This window comes from Streptomyces sp. B5E4 (assembly GCF_039871555.1).
In the GTDB taxonomy this organism is placed as follows: Bacteria; Actinomycetota; Actinomycetes; order Streptomycetales; family Streptomycetaceae; genus Streptomyces.
Genome location: NZ_JBDPMI010000060.1, coordinates 1 through 13,621 on the forward strand (window position 1 = coordinate 1; position 13,621 = coordinate 13,621).

At 73.1% G+C, this 13,621-nt stretch carries 14 protein-coding genes and 1 pseudogene; 7 read left to right on the forward strand and 8 right to left on the reverse strand.

Annotation, left to right across the window (positions count from 1 at the left end; translation table 11 throughout):
* Positions 1-301, forward strand: a pseudogene (locus ABGA99_RS36230) (hypothetical protein); the annotation flags it as partial.
* Positions 302-366: 65 nt separating this feature from the next.
* Here ABGA99_RS36230 and ABGA99_RS36235 read toward each other — a convergent pair.
* The gene (locus tag ABGA99_RS36235) at positions 367-603 is read right to left on the reverse strand and encodes a hypothetical protein (RefSeq protein ID WP_347580666.1); all 237 of its coding nucleotides are present in this window, start codon (positions 601-603) and stop codon (positions 367-369) included.
* Between the two features lie 181 nt (positions 604-784).
* Between ABGA99_RS36235 and miaA the strand changes: the two genes are divergently transcribed.
* The 3 genes from miaA to dapF all read left to right on the forward strand — a co-directional run bounded on the left by miaA (position 785) and on the right by dapF (position 3,228).
* Positions 785-1,723, forward strand: coding sequence for a tRNA (adenosine(37)-N6)-dimethylallyltransferase MiaA (miaA, locus tag ABGA99_RS36240; protein WP_347580665.1), 939 nt, complete (start codon positions 785-787; stop codon positions 1,721-1,723).
* A 113-nt stretch (positions 1,724-1,836) separates the two neighbouring features.
* A complete protein-coding gene (locus tag ABGA99_RS36245; protein ID WP_347580722.1) occupies positions 1,837-2,295 on the forward strand; it encodes a hypothetical protein in 459 nt (152 codons plus the stop codon).
* Between the two features lie 66 nt (positions 2,296-2,361).
* Entirely contained in the window at positions 2,362-3,228 is an 867-nt protein-coding gene (gene dapF, locus ABGA99_RS36250; protein WP_347580664.1) for a diaminopimelate epimerase, read from the forward strand.
* A gap of 75 nt (positions 3,229-3,303) precedes the next feature.
* On the opposite strand, the gene ABGA99_RS36255 is transcribed toward dapF, so the two are convergent.
* The 5 genes from ABGA99_RS36255 to ABGA99_RS36275 all read right to left on the reverse strand — a co-directional run bounded on the left by ABGA99_RS36255 (position 3,304) and on the right by ABGA99_RS36275 (position 8,453).
* Positions 3,304-4,890: an FAD-dependent monooxygenase gene (locus ABGA99_RS36255; protein WP_347580663.1), complete on the reverse strand. Its 1,587-nt coding sequence runs from the start codon at positions 4,888-4,890 to the stop codon at positions 3,304-3,306.
* A 130-nt stretch (positions 4,891-5,020) separates the two neighbouring features.
* Positions 5,021-6,007, reverse strand: coding sequence for an amino acid ABC transporter permease (locus ABGA99_RS36260; RefSeq protein ID WP_347580662.1), 987 nt, complete (start codon positions 6,005-6,007; stop codon positions 5,021-5,023).
* On the reverse strand, positions 6,004-6,675 hold the full coding sequence (locus ABGA99_RS36265) for an amino acid ABC transporter permease (RefSeq protein ID WP_347580661.1): 672 nt from the start codon (positions 6,673-6,675) through the stop codon (positions 6,004-6,006). Before ABGA99_RS36265 ends, ABGA99_RS36260 begins: the two co-directional genes overlap by 4 nt.
* A gap of 116 nt (positions 6,676-6,791) precedes the next feature.
* On the reverse strand, positions 6,792-7,637 hold the full coding sequence (locus ABGA99_RS36270; protein ID WP_347580660.1) for a glutamate ABC transporter substrate-binding protein: 846 nt from the start codon (positions 7,635-7,637) through the stop codon (positions 6,792-6,794).
* Between the two features lie 36 nt (positions 7,638-7,673).
* Positions 7,674-8,453 carry an amino acid ABC transporter ATP-binding protein gene (locus tag ABGA99_RS36275; RefSeq protein ID WP_347580659.1) on the reverse strand — a complete coding sequence of 260 codons (780 nt, stop codon included), beginning with the start codon at positions 8,451-8,453 and terminating at the stop codon, positions 7,674-7,676.
* Positions 8,454-8,712: 259 nt separating this feature from the next.
* Here ABGA99_RS36275 and ABGA99_RS36280 point away from each other — a divergent pair, with 259 nt between their 5' ends.
* Both ABGA99_RS36280 and ABGA99_RS36285 read left to right on the forward strand, forming a co-directional pair.
* The gene (locus ABGA99_RS36280; RefSeq protein WP_347580658.1) at positions 8,713-9,456 is read left to right on the forward strand and encodes a response regulator transcription factor; all 744 of its coding nucleotides are present in this window, start codon (positions 8,713-8,715) and stop codon (positions 9,454-9,456) included.
* Positions 9,457-9,468: 12 nt separating this feature from the next.
* On the forward strand, positions 9,469-10,902 hold the full coding sequence (locus ABGA99_RS36285) for a HAMP domain-containing sensor histidine kinase (protein ID WP_347580657.1): 1,434 nt from the start codon (positions 9,469-9,471) through the stop codon (positions 10,900-10,902).
* Here ABGA99_RS36285 and ABGA99_RS36290 read toward each other — a convergent pair.
* Together ABGA99_RS36290 and ABGA99_RS36295 are read right to left on the reverse strand one after the other, a co-directional pair.
* A complete protein-coding gene (locus ABGA99_RS36290) occupies positions 10,899-12,227 on the reverse strand; it encodes an AI-2E family transporter (protein ID WP_347580656.1) in 1,329 nt (442 codons plus the stop codon). The genes ABGA99_RS36285 and ABGA99_RS36290 overlap by 4 nt on opposite strands.
* 36 nt (positions 12,228-12,263) lie before the next feature.
* Positions 12,264-12,458, reverse strand: a complete 195-nt coding sequence (locus tag ABGA99_RS36295) for a DUF3046 domain-containing protein (protein ID WP_027752675.1) — start codon at positions 12,456-12,458, stop codon at positions 12,264-12,266.
* Between the two features lie 90 nt (positions 12,459-12,548).
* Between ABGA99_RS36295 and ABGA99_RS36300 the strand changes: the two genes are divergently transcribed.
* Positions 12,549-13,454 (forward strand): hypothetical protein, encoded by a 906-nt coding sequence (locus ABGA99_RS36300; RefSeq protein WP_347584270.1) that lies wholly within the window; start codon positions 12,549-12,551, stop codon positions 13,452-13,454.
* Positions 13,455-13,621 lie beyond the last annotated feature (167 nt).

A 13,621-nucleotide genomic window follows, 5' to 3' on the forward strand; every position in this document is an offset into this window, starting at 1 on the left:
GGCGGGGGGGGTGGGGCTGCTCGTGATGGGCGACGGCAGTGCGCGCCGTACCCAGAAGGCACCCGGCTACTACGACGAGCGCGCCGCCGGCTTCGACGCCGAGGCGGCCCGCGCCCTCGGCGCCGCCGACACGACGGCCCTGGCAGCGCTGGACGCGGAACTGGCCGCAGATCTGCAGGCCAGGGGCCGCGCCTGCTGGCAGGTCGCCGCGGGCGCCGCGGAGGACGCAACACTGCGCGGAGCGCTTCTGTACGACGAGGCGCCGTACGGGGTGGGTTACTTCGTCGCCACCTGGTCCTGACGTCCGGCGCCGCGGCCCGCCCCGGGGCCGCGGGCCCCGGGGCGGGGCCGCGCGCCTCACGGGTCCTACTTACGGGCCTCGTCGCCCGCGTCGCTGTCCGCGGCACCCTCGGCCGACTGCTGCTTCGGGATCCCCGCGGCGGCCGCGGCATCCGCGTTCGCCGCCTCCTCGATGCCCTCCGGCTGCGCCGCGGTCCCCGCTGCCTCCCCGGCCTGCGGTTCCTCGGCGGGCGCCGGCTCCTTGGCGGCCCGCCCCTCCCCGCTCGATCCGCCGCGACGAAGAAGCTTGGCAAAAACGCCCATCTCTAACTCCATAAGTGACTCGCGTGGGCGAAATTCCGCGCCGTCCGGAGCGGCTCATTGCGCCGCCCGGGGGCCCGGTCCGTAAACCGGCGTTCGGAACCTCGGAACGGCAAACGACGCCGAGGACACCGCGTCACGTCACTCGTTCGAGGGGTGTCCCGTTGTTTGCGAGACTTGCCGCGTGACAGAGACCACCCCCCGTCCCCAGGTCGTCGCGGTCGTCGGGGCCACGGCCACCGGCAAGTCCGAACTCGGGATCGCGCTCGCCCGGCGGCTCGGCGGCGAGATCGTCAACGCCGACTCGATGCAGCTCTACCGGGGGATGAACATCGGCACGGCCAAGCTGACGCCCGCGGAGCGGCAGGGCGTGCCGCACCACCTGCTCGACGTGTGGGACGTCACGGAGACCGCCAGCGTCGCCGCGTACCAGGGCCTGGCCCGCGCGGAGATCGACCGGCTCGGCGCGCTCGGCCGCACCGCGGTGCTCGTCGGCGGCTCGGGGCTGTACGTGCGCGGGGCCGTCGACGCCATGGACTTCCCCGGCACCGACCCCGCCGTCCGCGCCCGGCTGGAGGAGGAACTGGCGGCCGCAGGGCCGGGACCGCTGCACGCCCGGCTGGCCGCCGCCGACCCCGACGCCGCCGCCGCGATCCTGCCGGGCAACGGCCGCCGGATCGTCCGGGCCCTGGAGGTGATCGAGCTGACCGGCCGCCCCTTCACGGCCAACCTCCCCGAGCACGAGTCGGTCTACGACACCCTCCAGATCGGCATCGCCGTGCCGCGCCCGGAACTGGCCGACCGGATCGGGCAACGGGTGCGGCGGATGTGGCGGGCCGGTCTGGTGGACGAGGTGCGGCGGCTGGAAGCGGAAGGGCTGCGTGAGGGCCGTACGGCCGCCAGGGCCCTGGGGTACCAGCAGGTGCTGTCGTTCCTCGCCGGCGAGTGCACGGAAGCGGAGGCCCGGGAGGAGACCGTGCGGGCCACCCGGAGGTTTGCGCGGCGGCAGGAGACGTGGTTCCGGCGCGACCCGCGCGTGCACTGGATCAGCGGCTCGGAGGCCGATCGTGACCGGCTTCCGGACACCGCGTGTGACCTACTCGAACGGTCGGTCACAGGCTGATCACGTCATGGCATCGGGACGCCTCGGTGGCATTGCGGGTGATGCCCGCCGTGCCATCATCGAGGCGAGCTTTGAAGCCTGAAAGTCGCCGGAGGTTGGGAGGGCACGTGGCTATGGAAGCCGGCCCTCGTCACAGTCGTCGGGAGCCGCAGGACGACCGGATCGCCGGGCCCGTGGCAGAGCCCGCGGACGACCTCGCGGGTGATCTCACCGACGCGCCGGAGCCTGTGGGCCAGGAGTCGTTCCGCGAGCTGCGTCCGCCGCGGCTGCTCCGCTTCTGGCAGCTCGCCCCCATCGTCGCGCTGGCCGCGCTGGGCTCGCTGATGTTCGCGTTCCCGCTGGCCTTCGAGTTCGGCGGCGGCGGTCCCGTCGTGGCGATGCTCGGGCTGCTCATCAGTTGCTGCGCCGCCGGGTGGGCGATGATGGCCGCGCGCCGGGTGGGGCTGGCGCTGCCGGGTCTGCCGCGGCGCGGCTCGGGGCTGCGGGCGGACTGGCGCATCGCGCTGCTGTACGCGGCGGCGGTGGCGGCGGTCGTCGCGCTGGCCGTGTGGCGGGTGGCCCGGCTGGGCTGACCGGCGCCCGGAGCGGTCCTGCGCCGTCGCCGGGGCGTTGTCGGCGCGGGCGGTTACGATCACAGAGTGACCACCGCGCAACTGCACTTCCTCAAGGGACACGGCACCGAGAACGACTTCGTGATCGTTCCGGACCCGGCCGGTCTCATCGACCTGCCCGCGGACGCCGTGGCCCGGCTCTGCGACCGCCGGGCGGGCATCGGCGCCGACGGCCTGCTGCGGGTCGTCCGGTCCGACGCGCACCCGGAGGGGCGGCGGATGGCCGCCGACGCCGAGTGGTTCATGGACTACCGCAATGCGGACGGCAGCGTCGCCGAGATGTGCGGGAACGGGGTGCGGGTCTTCGCCCGCTATCTGCAGCACGCGGGGCTCGTGGAGTCCGGAGACCTGGCGGTGGGCACGCGCGCGGGGGTGCGGCGGGTGCACCTGGCGAAGGACGGTGACATCACGGTCGGCATGGGCCGGGCGGCGCTCGCGGCGGCCCCGGACGCCGAGGTGACGGTCACGGTGGGCGAGCGGAGCTGGCCCGCGCGCAACGTCGGGATGGGCAACCCGCACGCGGTGGCGTTCGTCGCCGACCTCGCGGACGCGGGGCGGCTGTACGAGGCCCCGGGGGTCGCGCCGGCGTCGGCGTATCCCCAGGGCGTGAACGTCGAGTTCGTCGTGGACCGCGGCCCGCGGCACGTGGCGATGAGGGTCCACGAGCGCGGCTCGGGCGAGACCCGCTCGTGCGGGACGGGCGCGTGCGCGGTGGCCGTCGCCACCGCCCGCCGCGACGGCGTGGACCCGGCGGCGACGGGCCGCCCGGAGACCTACACGGTGGACGTACCCGGGGGCCGCCTCGTGGTGACCGAACACCCCGACGGCGAGGTGGAGATGACGGGCCCGGCCGTCCTCGTCGCCGAAGGCGACACGACGGCCGGCTGGCTGTAGCCCGCGCCGTACGGCCCCGGGCCCGGCCCTCCGTCGGGCCCGTCCAGTTCCTCGGGGCCCTGCTCCTCCGCCCGCCTACTCCTCCGCCTCGTCCGGCCGGCCCAGCATCCGGTTCGCGCACCGCCGCATCGACTCCTCGCGTACCCCCGCCAGCGCCGCCATCAGATGACCGTCCGGGCGGACGTACAGCACCGTGTGCGGCGCCGCGCCCGGGTAGGTCTCCGCGACCAGCAGCCGGGCACGGGCGGGGAGTTCGCCCACGAGCCGCACCAGCTTCGGCATCAGTCCCGCCTGCAGCCAGCGGCTGCGGTCCCAGACGCGGGTGCCCGGAGCGACCAGCACCACCAGCGGGTCGCCCCCCAGCCGTTCGGAGAGCCGGCCCGTCCAACCGTCGGGCGCGATCACCTGGACATCGTCGACCCGGGCCCCGGGGGCCGTGCCCACCTCCACCGCCCCGTCCAGACCCGTCGGCGCCGTCGCGTACACCGGCGGGCCGCCTATCCGCCCCCGGCCCAGATGGCCGTCCGTGAGCAGTTCCGCCGCCGACCTGCCGCGCACCGCCGCCCGCAGGCCGCCCGCGCGGCGCAGCAGCGGGCGGACCTGGTCGGCGGCGCGCAGCCGTGCGCTGATGGCGCTGCGGCGCTCGGTGACGTAGGTGTCGACGAGGTCGTCGCCGGAGTCGTCGCGGCCGGCCTGGTGCCAGACGCGGCCGAGTTTCCACGCGAGGTTCTCGGCGTCGGCCAGGCCCTCGTCGAGCTGCTGGGTGCCCAGCGAGCCGACGAGGTGCGCGGCGTCACCGGCGAGCAGCGCGCGGCCGCGGCGCCAGCGGCGGGCGAGCCGGTGGTGGACGGTGTGCACGCCGGTGTCGAGGAGTTCGTACGACGGGTGCCGGGTGCCCGTCCAGACGCGCAGGGTGGCCTCCAGCCGGGCGACGAGGGCCTCCGGGGTGACGACCCCGCCGCCGGGCGGCAGCAGCCAGTCCAGCCGCCACCGGTCGTCGCCGAGCGGCCGGGCGACGCACTCGGCGCCGGGCCCGCTGCGCGGGGCGCCGCGGTACAGGACGCCCTCTCCGGGCCAGGGCAGGTCGGCCCGTACCGCGGCGACGGCGTGCCGCTCGACGGCCGTGCGGCCGGCGTACGGCACCTCCAGCAGCTTGCGCACGGTCGACCGGGCGCCGTCGCAGCCGACGAGCCAGCTGCCGCGCCACCAGGTTCCGGCCCGGGTGCGGGCGTTGACGCCGTACGGCTCCTGCGACAGCTCCGTCAGCCGGCTGCCGCGGAACACCTCCACGTGGTGGGAGTTGTCGGCGAGTGCGGCCAGCGTGGTGGTCAGTTCGGACTGTGCGACGTGGAGCGGGCCGGGTCCCGCGGACTCGCCGAACTCCACCCGCACCTGCGTCCGCCCGCCGCGCAGCACGCGCCAGCCGGCGAGCCGGGCGCCGCGCTCGTGTGCCTCCGCGGCGCCCAGACGGTCGAGGAACGCGGTGGTGTGCGGGCGCAGCACGGCGGTACGGGCCGGGCGCGGACCGGCGGGCCTGCCGTCCTCCTCCGCGTCGCCGGCGGGCCGGTCGTCGAGGAGGAGCGTGGGGACCGCGTGCCGTGCCAGAGCCAACGACAGGGCGAGCCCGACCGGGCCCGCCCCGACGATGATCACCGGGTCCACGGTGATGCGCCTCCGGCGCCATGGTGCCTACGAACTAAGGGGTGGGGAGCCCGGTGCGCGATCACACGAGGTATGCAACCCACTGCCGCACACCGCAGTCAAGCCGAGGCCTTCCGGCCGCCCCCTCGGGCTACGTCCGGCGGCCTCCACCGCCGCCTCCCGCGTCTCCCCCGCCACCGGGATCACCGCCGCCCGGAAGGCCCGTGGGATCGCCCACACCGGCCGCCATGCCGGTGGCGCCGCCCGCGGCGCCGGTGCTCAGGTCCTCGACGGCCGCGGCCCCGACCACCGCGCCGGTGGTCCGCTTGCCGCGCCGGATCACGTGCTCCAGCCAGCTCGCCAGCGAGGTGAGGATGAAGTTCACGACGACATAGATCACCGCGACGACGATGAAGCTGGCGAAGACGTTGGAGTAGTTGGACGCCAGCGTGCGCCGCTCGACGAGGAGTTCGCTGAAGCCGATCATCACGCCGCCGAGCGCGGTGTCCTTCACGATCACGACGAGCTGGCTGACGATCGCCGGCAGCATCGCCGTGACGGCCTGCGGCAGCAGCACGGAGCCCATCATCTGGCCCTTGCGCAGGCCGATGGCCTTGGCGGCCTCGGACTGCCCCCGGGGCAGGGAGAGGATGCCGGCGCGGACGATCTCTGCGAGCACGGCGGCGTTGTACAGCACGAGCCCGGTGACGACGGCGTACAGCGGACGCTGATCGCTGCTGATATCCGTGTACTCGGAGTAGAACTGGTTCGCGAACAGCATCAGGAGCAGTACCGGGATGGCGCGGAAGAACTCCACGACCGCACCCGCCGGCACCCGCACCCACGCGTGGTCGGACATCCGCGCGATGCCGAACAGCGCGCCCAGCGGCAGCGCGATGAGGAGCGAGAGCCCGGCCGCCTTCAGCGTCTCGCCCAGACCCGGCAGCAGATACGTGGTCCACGCCTGGGAGTCCGTGAAGAACGGCTTCCACAGCGCCCATTCGAGCTGGTTCTTCTCGTTCAGCTTGTCGAGGACCCACCACACCCCGAGCGCCAGCACGACGAGGAAGAGCACGGTGTAGATGACGTTGCGCAGCTTGGCCTTCGGGCCGGGGGCGTCGTAGAGAACGGAGCTCATCGCTTGACCGCCACCTTCTTGCCGACCCAGCCGAGGAAGAGCCCGGTCGGCAGGGTCAGCACGACGAAGCCGAGGGCGAAGATGCCCGAGATGAGGAGGAGCTGCGCCTCGTTCTCGATCATCTCCTTCATGAGCAGCGCCGCTTCCGCGACGCCGATGGCCGCCGCCACCGTGGTGTTCTTGGTGAGCGCGATGAGGACGTTGGTGAGCGGGCCGACGACCGAGCGGAACGCCTGGGGCAGCACTATGAGGGTGAGGACCTGGGTGAAGCTCAGCCCGAGGGCGCGGGCGGCCTCCGCCTGGCCGACGGGCACGGTGTTGATGCCCGAGCGCAGCGCCTCACAGACGAATGCGGCGGTGTACGCGGACAGTCCGAGCACCGCCAGCCGGAAGTACTTGGCATCGAAGTCGATGCCGGCGCCCAGGGTCACGCCGAACACGTCGGAGAGCCCGAGGGCGCAGAAGACGATGATGACCGTCAGGGGGATGTTCCGGATGACGTTCACGTAGACGGCGCCGAAGCCCCGCATGAGCGGGACGGGGCTGACCCGCATGCCCGCCAGGATCGTTCCCCAGATGAGGGAGAACAGGCCGGACAGCAGGGTGAGTTTCACGGTCACCCAGAACGCGTCCAGGATCTGTGTGTCGTAATCGGAGATGATGTCCAACGTCAGTCCAGCGCTCTCGCCTTAAGTGGACGCGGTGGTGTACCACCCGGGCCGGGCGGCACACCACCGCTCTGACAGTGCGGTCGCACCGCCGCCGGGGCGGCGGTGCGGCGGGGTCACTGCTTGATGTCGCCGATCTTCGGCGCGGGCTCGAAGTCGTAGTTCGCGGGGCCGAGGTTGGCGTCCATGAACTTCTCCCAGGAGCCGTCGGAGACCATCTTCTCCAGGGCGGCGTCGATGTCGGTCTTCATCTTCTCGTCGCCCTTTTTGACGCCGACGCCGTAGTTCTCGTTGCTCAGGTTCAGCCCGGCGAGCTTGAACTTGCCCTCGTTGGCGTCCTGGGCGGCGTAGCCGGCGAGGATGGAGTCGTCGGTGGTCAGGGCGTCGATCTGGCCGTTGGCGACGGCGTCGAGGCACTCGGAGTAGCCGGGGCGCTCGGCGAGCTGGGCCTTGGGCGCGATGGTGTCCTTGACGTTCTGCGCCGAGGTGGAGCCGGTGACCGAGCAGAGCGTCTTGCCGTTGAGGTCCTCGCCCTTGGTGATGTCGTCGTCGGCGCGGATCAGCAGGTCCTGGTGGGCCAGCAGGTACGGGCCCGCGAAGTCGACCTTCTGCTCGCGCTCCTCGGTGATCGAGTAGGTGGCGGCGATCATGTCGACGTCGCCACGCTCCAGCATGGTCTCGCGCTCGGCACTGATCGCCTCCTTCCACTCGATCTGGTCCTCGGAGTAGCCGAGCTCCTTGGCCACGTACGTGGCGACGTCCACGTCGAAGCCCGAGTACGAGCCGTCGGGCTCCTTCAGGCCGAGACCGGGCTGGTCGAACTTGATGCCGATGGTGATGGAGTCCTTGCTGCCGCCGCCGTCACCGTTGTCGCCGCTGTCGTCGTCGGAGCCGCACGCGGCTGCGGTGACGGAGAGGGCGAGTGCGCAGGCAGCGGCCGCGCTGACCTTGCGGAGATTCATGGTGAGCATCCTTCTGTCTGGTGTATTGCCGGCAGCTCAGTGGTGCAGGATCTTCGACAGGAAGTCCTTCGCCCGGTCGCTGCGAGGGTTGGTGAAGAACTGGTCGGGCGTCGTCTCCTCCACGATCTGGCCGTCGGACATGAAGACCACCCGGTTCGCCGCCGAGCGGGCGAAGCCCATCTCGTGCGTGACGACGACCATAGTCATACCGTCCCGGGCGAGTTGCTGCATTACTTCCAGCACCTCGTTGATCATTTCGGGGTCGAGGGCCGAGGTGGGCTCGTCGAAGAGCATCACCTTGGGCTCCATCGCCAGCGCACGGGCGATCGCCACCCGCTGCTGCTGGCCGCCCGAGAGCTGCGCGGGGTACTTGTCCGCCTGGTTGCCGACGCCCACCCGGTCGAGCAGGGCCCTGGCGGAGGTCTCCGCGGCCGCCTTGTCCTTCTTGCGGACCTTGACCTGCCCGAGGGTCACGTTCTGCAGCACGGTCTTGTGGGCGAAGAGGTTGAAGGACTGGAAGACCATGCCCACGTCGGCGCGGAGCCTGGCGAGCTCCCGGCCCTCGGCGGGCAGCGGCTTGCCGTCCAGGGTGATGCGGCCGGAGTCGATGGGCTCCAGCCGGTTGATCGCGCGGCACAGCGTGGACTTCCCGGACCCGGACGGCCCGATGACGACGACGACCTCGCCGCGCGCGATCGTCAGGTCGATGTCCTGGAGCACGTGCAGCGCACCGAAATGCTTGTTGACGTTGTCCAGCACGACCAGCGGTTCGCCCGCCGCCGGCACGGCGTCCTTGGCCGTCGAAACCTCGGTCATCCGCGTCTTGCTCCGTCCTCTTCGGTTGCCTGGACCTTAGTGAGCAGCCGCGACCAGCGTCATCACATCTGAGGGGAAATTGAGCATAACGATCCGGCTGCAATCGGACACAATGGATGGAATCGGGACGCCGGTCGACGTACCTGTCACATAACGGAAACCGCTGGGTGACCTGGCCGGACTTGACGCGGCAGGCCCGCATCCGCCTGTATTCGTGTGCGGGCTGAAACGATACGCGAGAGAGGGAACGGGAGGGTCGATGAGGCTGCTGCTCGTCGAGGACGACGACCACGTGGCCACCGCGCTCTCCGCGGTGCTGGCGCGGCACGGCTTCGAGGTGGGCATGGCCCACAGCGGCCAGGAGGCGCTGCAGGAGCTGCTGCACAGCGAGCTGGCCCCGTTCGACGTGGTACTGCTGGACCTGGGGCTGCCCGACCAGGACGGCTTCGAGGTGTGCGGGCGTATCCGCAAGCTGACCGGCACGCCCGTGATCATGGTGACCGCACGCTCCGACGTCCGGTCCCGCATCCATGGGCTCAACCTGGGCGCCGACGACTATGTCGTCAAGCCGTACGACACGGGCGAGCTGCTCGCGCGCGTGCACGCCGTCGCCCGGCGCACCGCGGCGGCGGAACCGGAGCCCGCCGCTGGGACGGGCGGCGCCGGGACGGCCGCGCCCGGCGAGCGGGCCGACGATCCCGCGGCGCCGCTGGTCGTCGGCCCGGTGACGCTGGAGCCCCAGTCCCGCCGGGTCAGCGTCGGCGGCGCGGAAGTGCAGCTCACCCGCAAGGAGTTCGACCTGCTCGCGCTGCTCGCGGCGCGCCCCGGTGTGGTGTTCCGGCGGGAGCAGATCATCAGCGAGGTGTGGCGCAGCAGTTGGGAGGGCACGGGCCGGACCCTGGAGGTCCACATCGCCTCCCTGCGCAGCAAGCTCGGCCTGCCCGCGCTAATCGAGACCGTGCGCGGCGTCGGCTATCGCCTCGTACCGCCGCCGGCGGGCTGAGGCCCTTACCGTATGCGTACCCGCCTGCTCCCCCTGCTCATCGTGCTCATGGCCGGCATGCTGCTCGCACTGGGCTTCCCGCTGGCCGACCGCATCGCCGGGCAGGAGCAGCAGCGCGTGATCGTGGACCGTATCGACGACACCGCCCGCTTCGCCTCGCTCGCGCAGTACGTCGCCTCCCGCAACGAGGCCCGCCCGCCGGCCGAGGACGAGCGGCTGCACGCGCTGCAGGAGGAGCTGCGCCGGTATCACGACCTCTACGGCATCCGTGCCGGCGTCTACTACCGCGACCGCACCGCGATGGCCGCCGCCCCCGTGGGCTGGCGGGGCATGGCCCGCGCCGAGGGCGAGCGGGCCTTCTCCGAGTCCCTGGCGGGCCGCCGCAGCCACGACCCCGCGCAGGTCTGGCCCTGGCAGGACGACCGGCTGACGGTCGCCTCCCCGGTCGTACGGGACGGGGACGTGGTCGCCGTCGTGGTCACCGACTCGCCGACCGGAGCGATGCGCTCGCGGACCCTCACGGGCTGGCTGTGGCTCGGCGCGGGTATCGCCGCCGCGATGACGGTCGCGGTGGCGGCGGCGTACCGGCTGACCGGCTGGGTGCTCAAGCCCGTGCGCGTGCTCGACAAGGCGGCCCACGACATCGCGACCGGCCGGCTGAAGTCCCGCGTCGCCGCCGCCGGCGGACCGCCGGAGCTGCGCCGGCTGGCCGGGTCCTTCAACGAGATGGCCGACAACGTCGAGAACGTGCTGGAGCAGCAGCGCACCTTCGTCGCCGACGCCTCCCACCAGCTCCGCAACCCGCTGTCCGCGCTGCTGCTGCGCATCGAGCTGCTGCGCCTGGAGGCGCCGCATGCCGCGGCGGAGATCGAGTCGGTGCAGGCGGAGGGCACCCGGCTGGCCCGGGTCCTCGACGACCTGCTGGATCTGGCGCTGGCCGAGCACTCCCCCGCCGACCTGCGGGTGACCGACGTGGCCCGGCTGGCTGCGGAGCGCGTCGCGAGCTGGCGTCCGCTCGCCGAGGGACAGGACGTACGGCTGTTCCTGTCCGGCGCCCCGGCCGTGTCCGGATGGGCGGACGAGGTGGCGCTGTCCAGCGCTCTGGACGCGGTGGTGGACAACGCCGTGAAGTTCTCGCCGCAGGGCGGCGAGGTGGAGGTGCGGGTGGACACGGACGGCGCCGAGGTGACGGTCGCCGTCGCCGACGGCGGGCCGGGGCTCACCGACGAGGAGCTGGGCCGCATCGGCGACCGCTTCTGGCGCAGCGGACGGCATCAGAACGTCTCCGGCTCGGGGCTGGGGCTGTCCATCGCCCGGGCGCTGCTGGCGGCGGGCGGGGGACGTATCTCGTATGAACGCAACGAGCCGAGAGGGCTCCGGGTGACGATCGCGGTGCCGCGGACGACGCCGGAGGGCGGCGGCCGGGGGCCCGGACAGAACAGTTAGGGCGCGGGGTGCACGTCGTCGGACTCCGCGGCGTCCCGGCCGGAGTGCGCGCCGGGTGGTGCGCCGGGGTGGCGCCGCAGCGCGGTGCGGATCCGGGTCAGCCGGGCGGGGCCGCGGCGGCGGGGCCGGTCCTCCTGGACGCGGGCGTCGACCTCGTAGCGGCGTACGTACGCGGAGAGGAACGCCTGTAGCGTCGCCGTCGCCGGAATCGCGATCAGCGCCCCCACCGCGCCCAGCAGCGCCGCCCCCGCGATGACCGAGCCGAAGGCCACGGCGGGGTGTATGTTCACGGTCTTCGCGGTGATCCGCGGCTGCAGCAGGTAGTTCTCCAGTTGCTGGTACAGGATCACGAACCCGAGCAGCCACAGCGCCGTCCACGGCCCGACGGTGAACGCCAGCAGGATCGGCAGCGCCCCGGCGATGTACGTGCCCACGGTCGGCACGAACTGCGAGACGACCCCCACCCACACCGCGAGCGCGGGCGCGTACGGCACGTCCAGCAGCAGCATCGCGATGTAGTGCGCGATGCCCGAGACGATCGCCATCAGGCCGCGCGAGTAGAGGTAGCCGCCGGTCTTGGCGACCGCGATCTCCCAGGCGCGCAGCACCTCGGCCTGCCGCGCGGGCGGCAGGACGGAGCAGATCGCGCGGCGCAGCCGCGGGCCCTCGGCGGTGAAGTAGAAGGCGAACAGCACCACGGTCAGCGCGGTGAACAGGCCGCCGAGGACGGTGGTGGAGATGCCCCAGACGTTGTCGGCGCTGCGCTGCAGATAGTCGCGTACGACTTCGGACTTCAGGAAGTCCTGCTGGAGGTCGTCCACGCGCAGCTCGGTGCCGAACCGTTCGTTGATCCACTCGATGAGGGACTCGACGTAGTCGGGGAAGTTCTCGACGATCAGCCGGATCTGGTCGGCGACCAGCGACCCGAGGGCGGCGACGAACGCCGCGGCGGCCACCAGCACCCCGAGGAAGACCAGCGCGGTGGCGGCGCCGCGGCGCATGCCGCGGGCGGCGAGCCGGTCGACGGCGGGCTCGCAGGCCAGCCCGATGAAGAAGGCCACCAGGATGTTGAGCAGCAGCCCGTACAGCTCGTGGAAGGCCCACTCGGCGACGTGGAAGCAGGCGAACAGGGCCAGCGCGAGCACGATCGCCCGGGGCAGCCAGGAAGGCATGCGCTCGCGGTGGCTCGCGGGCGGGGTGCCGTGGCCCGGGGGCGTGCCGGGCGTGGAGCGGGCGTCCTGGGCGTCCGGAGCGGTGCGGGCGTCCGGGACGGGTGGTGTCTCCCGTGCCCGAGCGGTGTCGTCAGAAGCAGCCGATGCAGCCATGGACGAACAGTGTGGCCGACCCCCGCCGCGGCGGCGTCAGCGCATCTCCGCCGGGATGTCCATCGCCGCGCACACCCCGCGCCAGACGTCGCGCGCGTCCCACCCGGCGTCCAGCGCCTCGCGGACCGTACGCCCGCCCAGCTCGGACATCACGTGGTCGCGGGCGAAGGAGTCGACGTAGGGCTCGCCGAAGTAGTCGCGCATCCGCTGCCAGAAGACCGTCAACCGCATGCGTCCATTATCCCGCGCGTACGTGCACCTGAGAGTGCTCCCCGCCCGTTGGCCTCCCGGTCGGCCCCGCCGTGCTCGTAACGTCGCCCCATGGCTGACTCCCCGCAGGTCCGCGCCGCAGAGTTCATCTGGCTGACCGCCCGTGTGCTGGAGCAGCGCCGGTTCGCCCACCACTTCGTGCCCGGCGCCGCCGACGCCGGCGGGGTGGAGAAGGCGCTGGATGCGTACCGGAACGCCGACGGCGGCTACGGGCACGCCCTGGACCCCGACCTGCGCGGTCCCGGCAGCCAGCCGCTGCACACCGCGCACGCGCTGCGGGTCCTCGACTCCCTCGGCCGCTGCACCGGCCGCCGCGCCGAGGACGTCTGCCGCTATCTGACCGCCGTCTCCAACCACGACGGCGCCCTGCCCGCCGTGCACCCCTCGCTGCGCGGCTACCCGGCCGCGCCGTGGCTGCCGGTGCCCACGGACCCGCCGAGCGCTCTGCTGACCACCGCGCCGGTGGTGGGGCTGCTGCACCGCAACGACATCTGGCACGCCTGGCTCTTCCGCGCCACCGACTTCTGCTGGCACGCCGTGGAGACGCTGCGCGGCAGCCATCCGTACGAAGCGGAGGCCGCGGTCGCCTTCCTCGACCACGTGCCCGACCGGAGGCGCGCGGAGGCCGCCGCGGACCGGCTGGGCCGGCTGGTGCGCGCCGAGCGGCTGGTGCTGCTGGACCCGGGCCGGGCGGGCGCGGAGCCGGCCGCGGAGGGCCACGCGCCGGGCGAGCACCACCACCCGCACGACTTCGCCCGGCGGCCGGCGTCGCTGGCGCGGCGGTGGTTCAGCGACGCGGAGATGGCGCGGTCGCTGGACTTCCTGGCGGCGAACCAGCGGGCGGACGGCGGCTGGCCGGTGGCCTGGCGGCGCTGGTCGCCGGGGGCGGAGCTGGAGGCGCGGCCGCTGGCGACGCTGGAGGCGCTGCTGACGCTGCGGGCGTACGGACGGATCTGAGGGCGCGCGGGGCGGGGTGGGGGCGTACGGGGCGCGGGCTCCGGCGTACGGGAAGGCTGCGGCCGTACGGGCGCGGGGGGCGGCGTTCGGCAGGCCGCCGGGGTGCGGGACGGGCAGGGGCGTCCGGCGGCGGCCGGGGCGTGCGCGGGCCGACAAGGGCCGGTGCC

What these genes read in the sequence shown, in the direction of transcription:
- ABGA99_RS36235 (WP_347580666.1), bottom strand. Translation starts at nt 603, where the DNA reads ATGGGCGTTTTTGCCAAGCTTCTTCGTCGCGGCGGATCGAGCGGGGAG.
- ABGA99_RS36245 (WP_347580722.1), top strand. Translation starts at nt 1,837, where the DNA reads ATGGAAGCCGGCCCTCGTCACAGTCGTCGGGAGCCGCAGGACGACCGG.
- ABGA99_RS36260 (WP_347580662.1), bottom strand. Translation starts at nt 6,007, where the DNA reads ATGAGCTCCGTTCTCTACGACGCCCCCGGCCCGAAGGCCAAGCTGCGC.
- ABGA99_RS36270 (WP_347580660.1), bottom strand. Translation starts at nt 7,637, where the DNA reads ATGAATCTCCGCAAGGTCAGCGCGGCCGCTGCCTGCGCACTCGCCCTC.
- ABGA99_RS36275 (WP_347580659.1), bottom strand. Translation starts at nt 8,453, where the DNA reads ATGACCGAGGTTTCGACGGCCAAGGACGCCGTGCCGGCGGCGGGCGAA.
- ABGA99_RS36280 (WP_347580658.1), top strand. Translation starts at nt 8,713, where the DNA reads ATGAGGCTGCTGCTCGTCGAGGACGACGACCACGTGGCCACCGCGCTC.
- ABGA99_RS36285 (WP_347580657.1), top strand. Translation starts at nt 9,469, where the DNA reads ATGCGTACCCGCCTGCTCCCCCTGCTCATCGTGCTCATGGCCGGCATG.
- ABGA99_RS36290 (WP_347580656.1), bottom strand. Translation starts at nt 12,227, where the DNA reads ATGGCTGCATCGGCTGCTTCTGACGACACCGCTCGGGCACGGGAGACA.
- ABGA99_RS36295 (WP_027752675.1), bottom strand. Translation starts at nt 12,458, where the DNA reads ATGCGGTTGACGGTCTTCTGGCAGCGGATGCGCGACTACTTCGGCGAG.
- ABGA99_RS36300 (WP_347584270.1), top strand. Translation starts at nt 12,549, where the DNA reads ATGGCTGACTCCCCGCAGGTCCGCGCCGCAGAGTTCATCTGGCTGACC.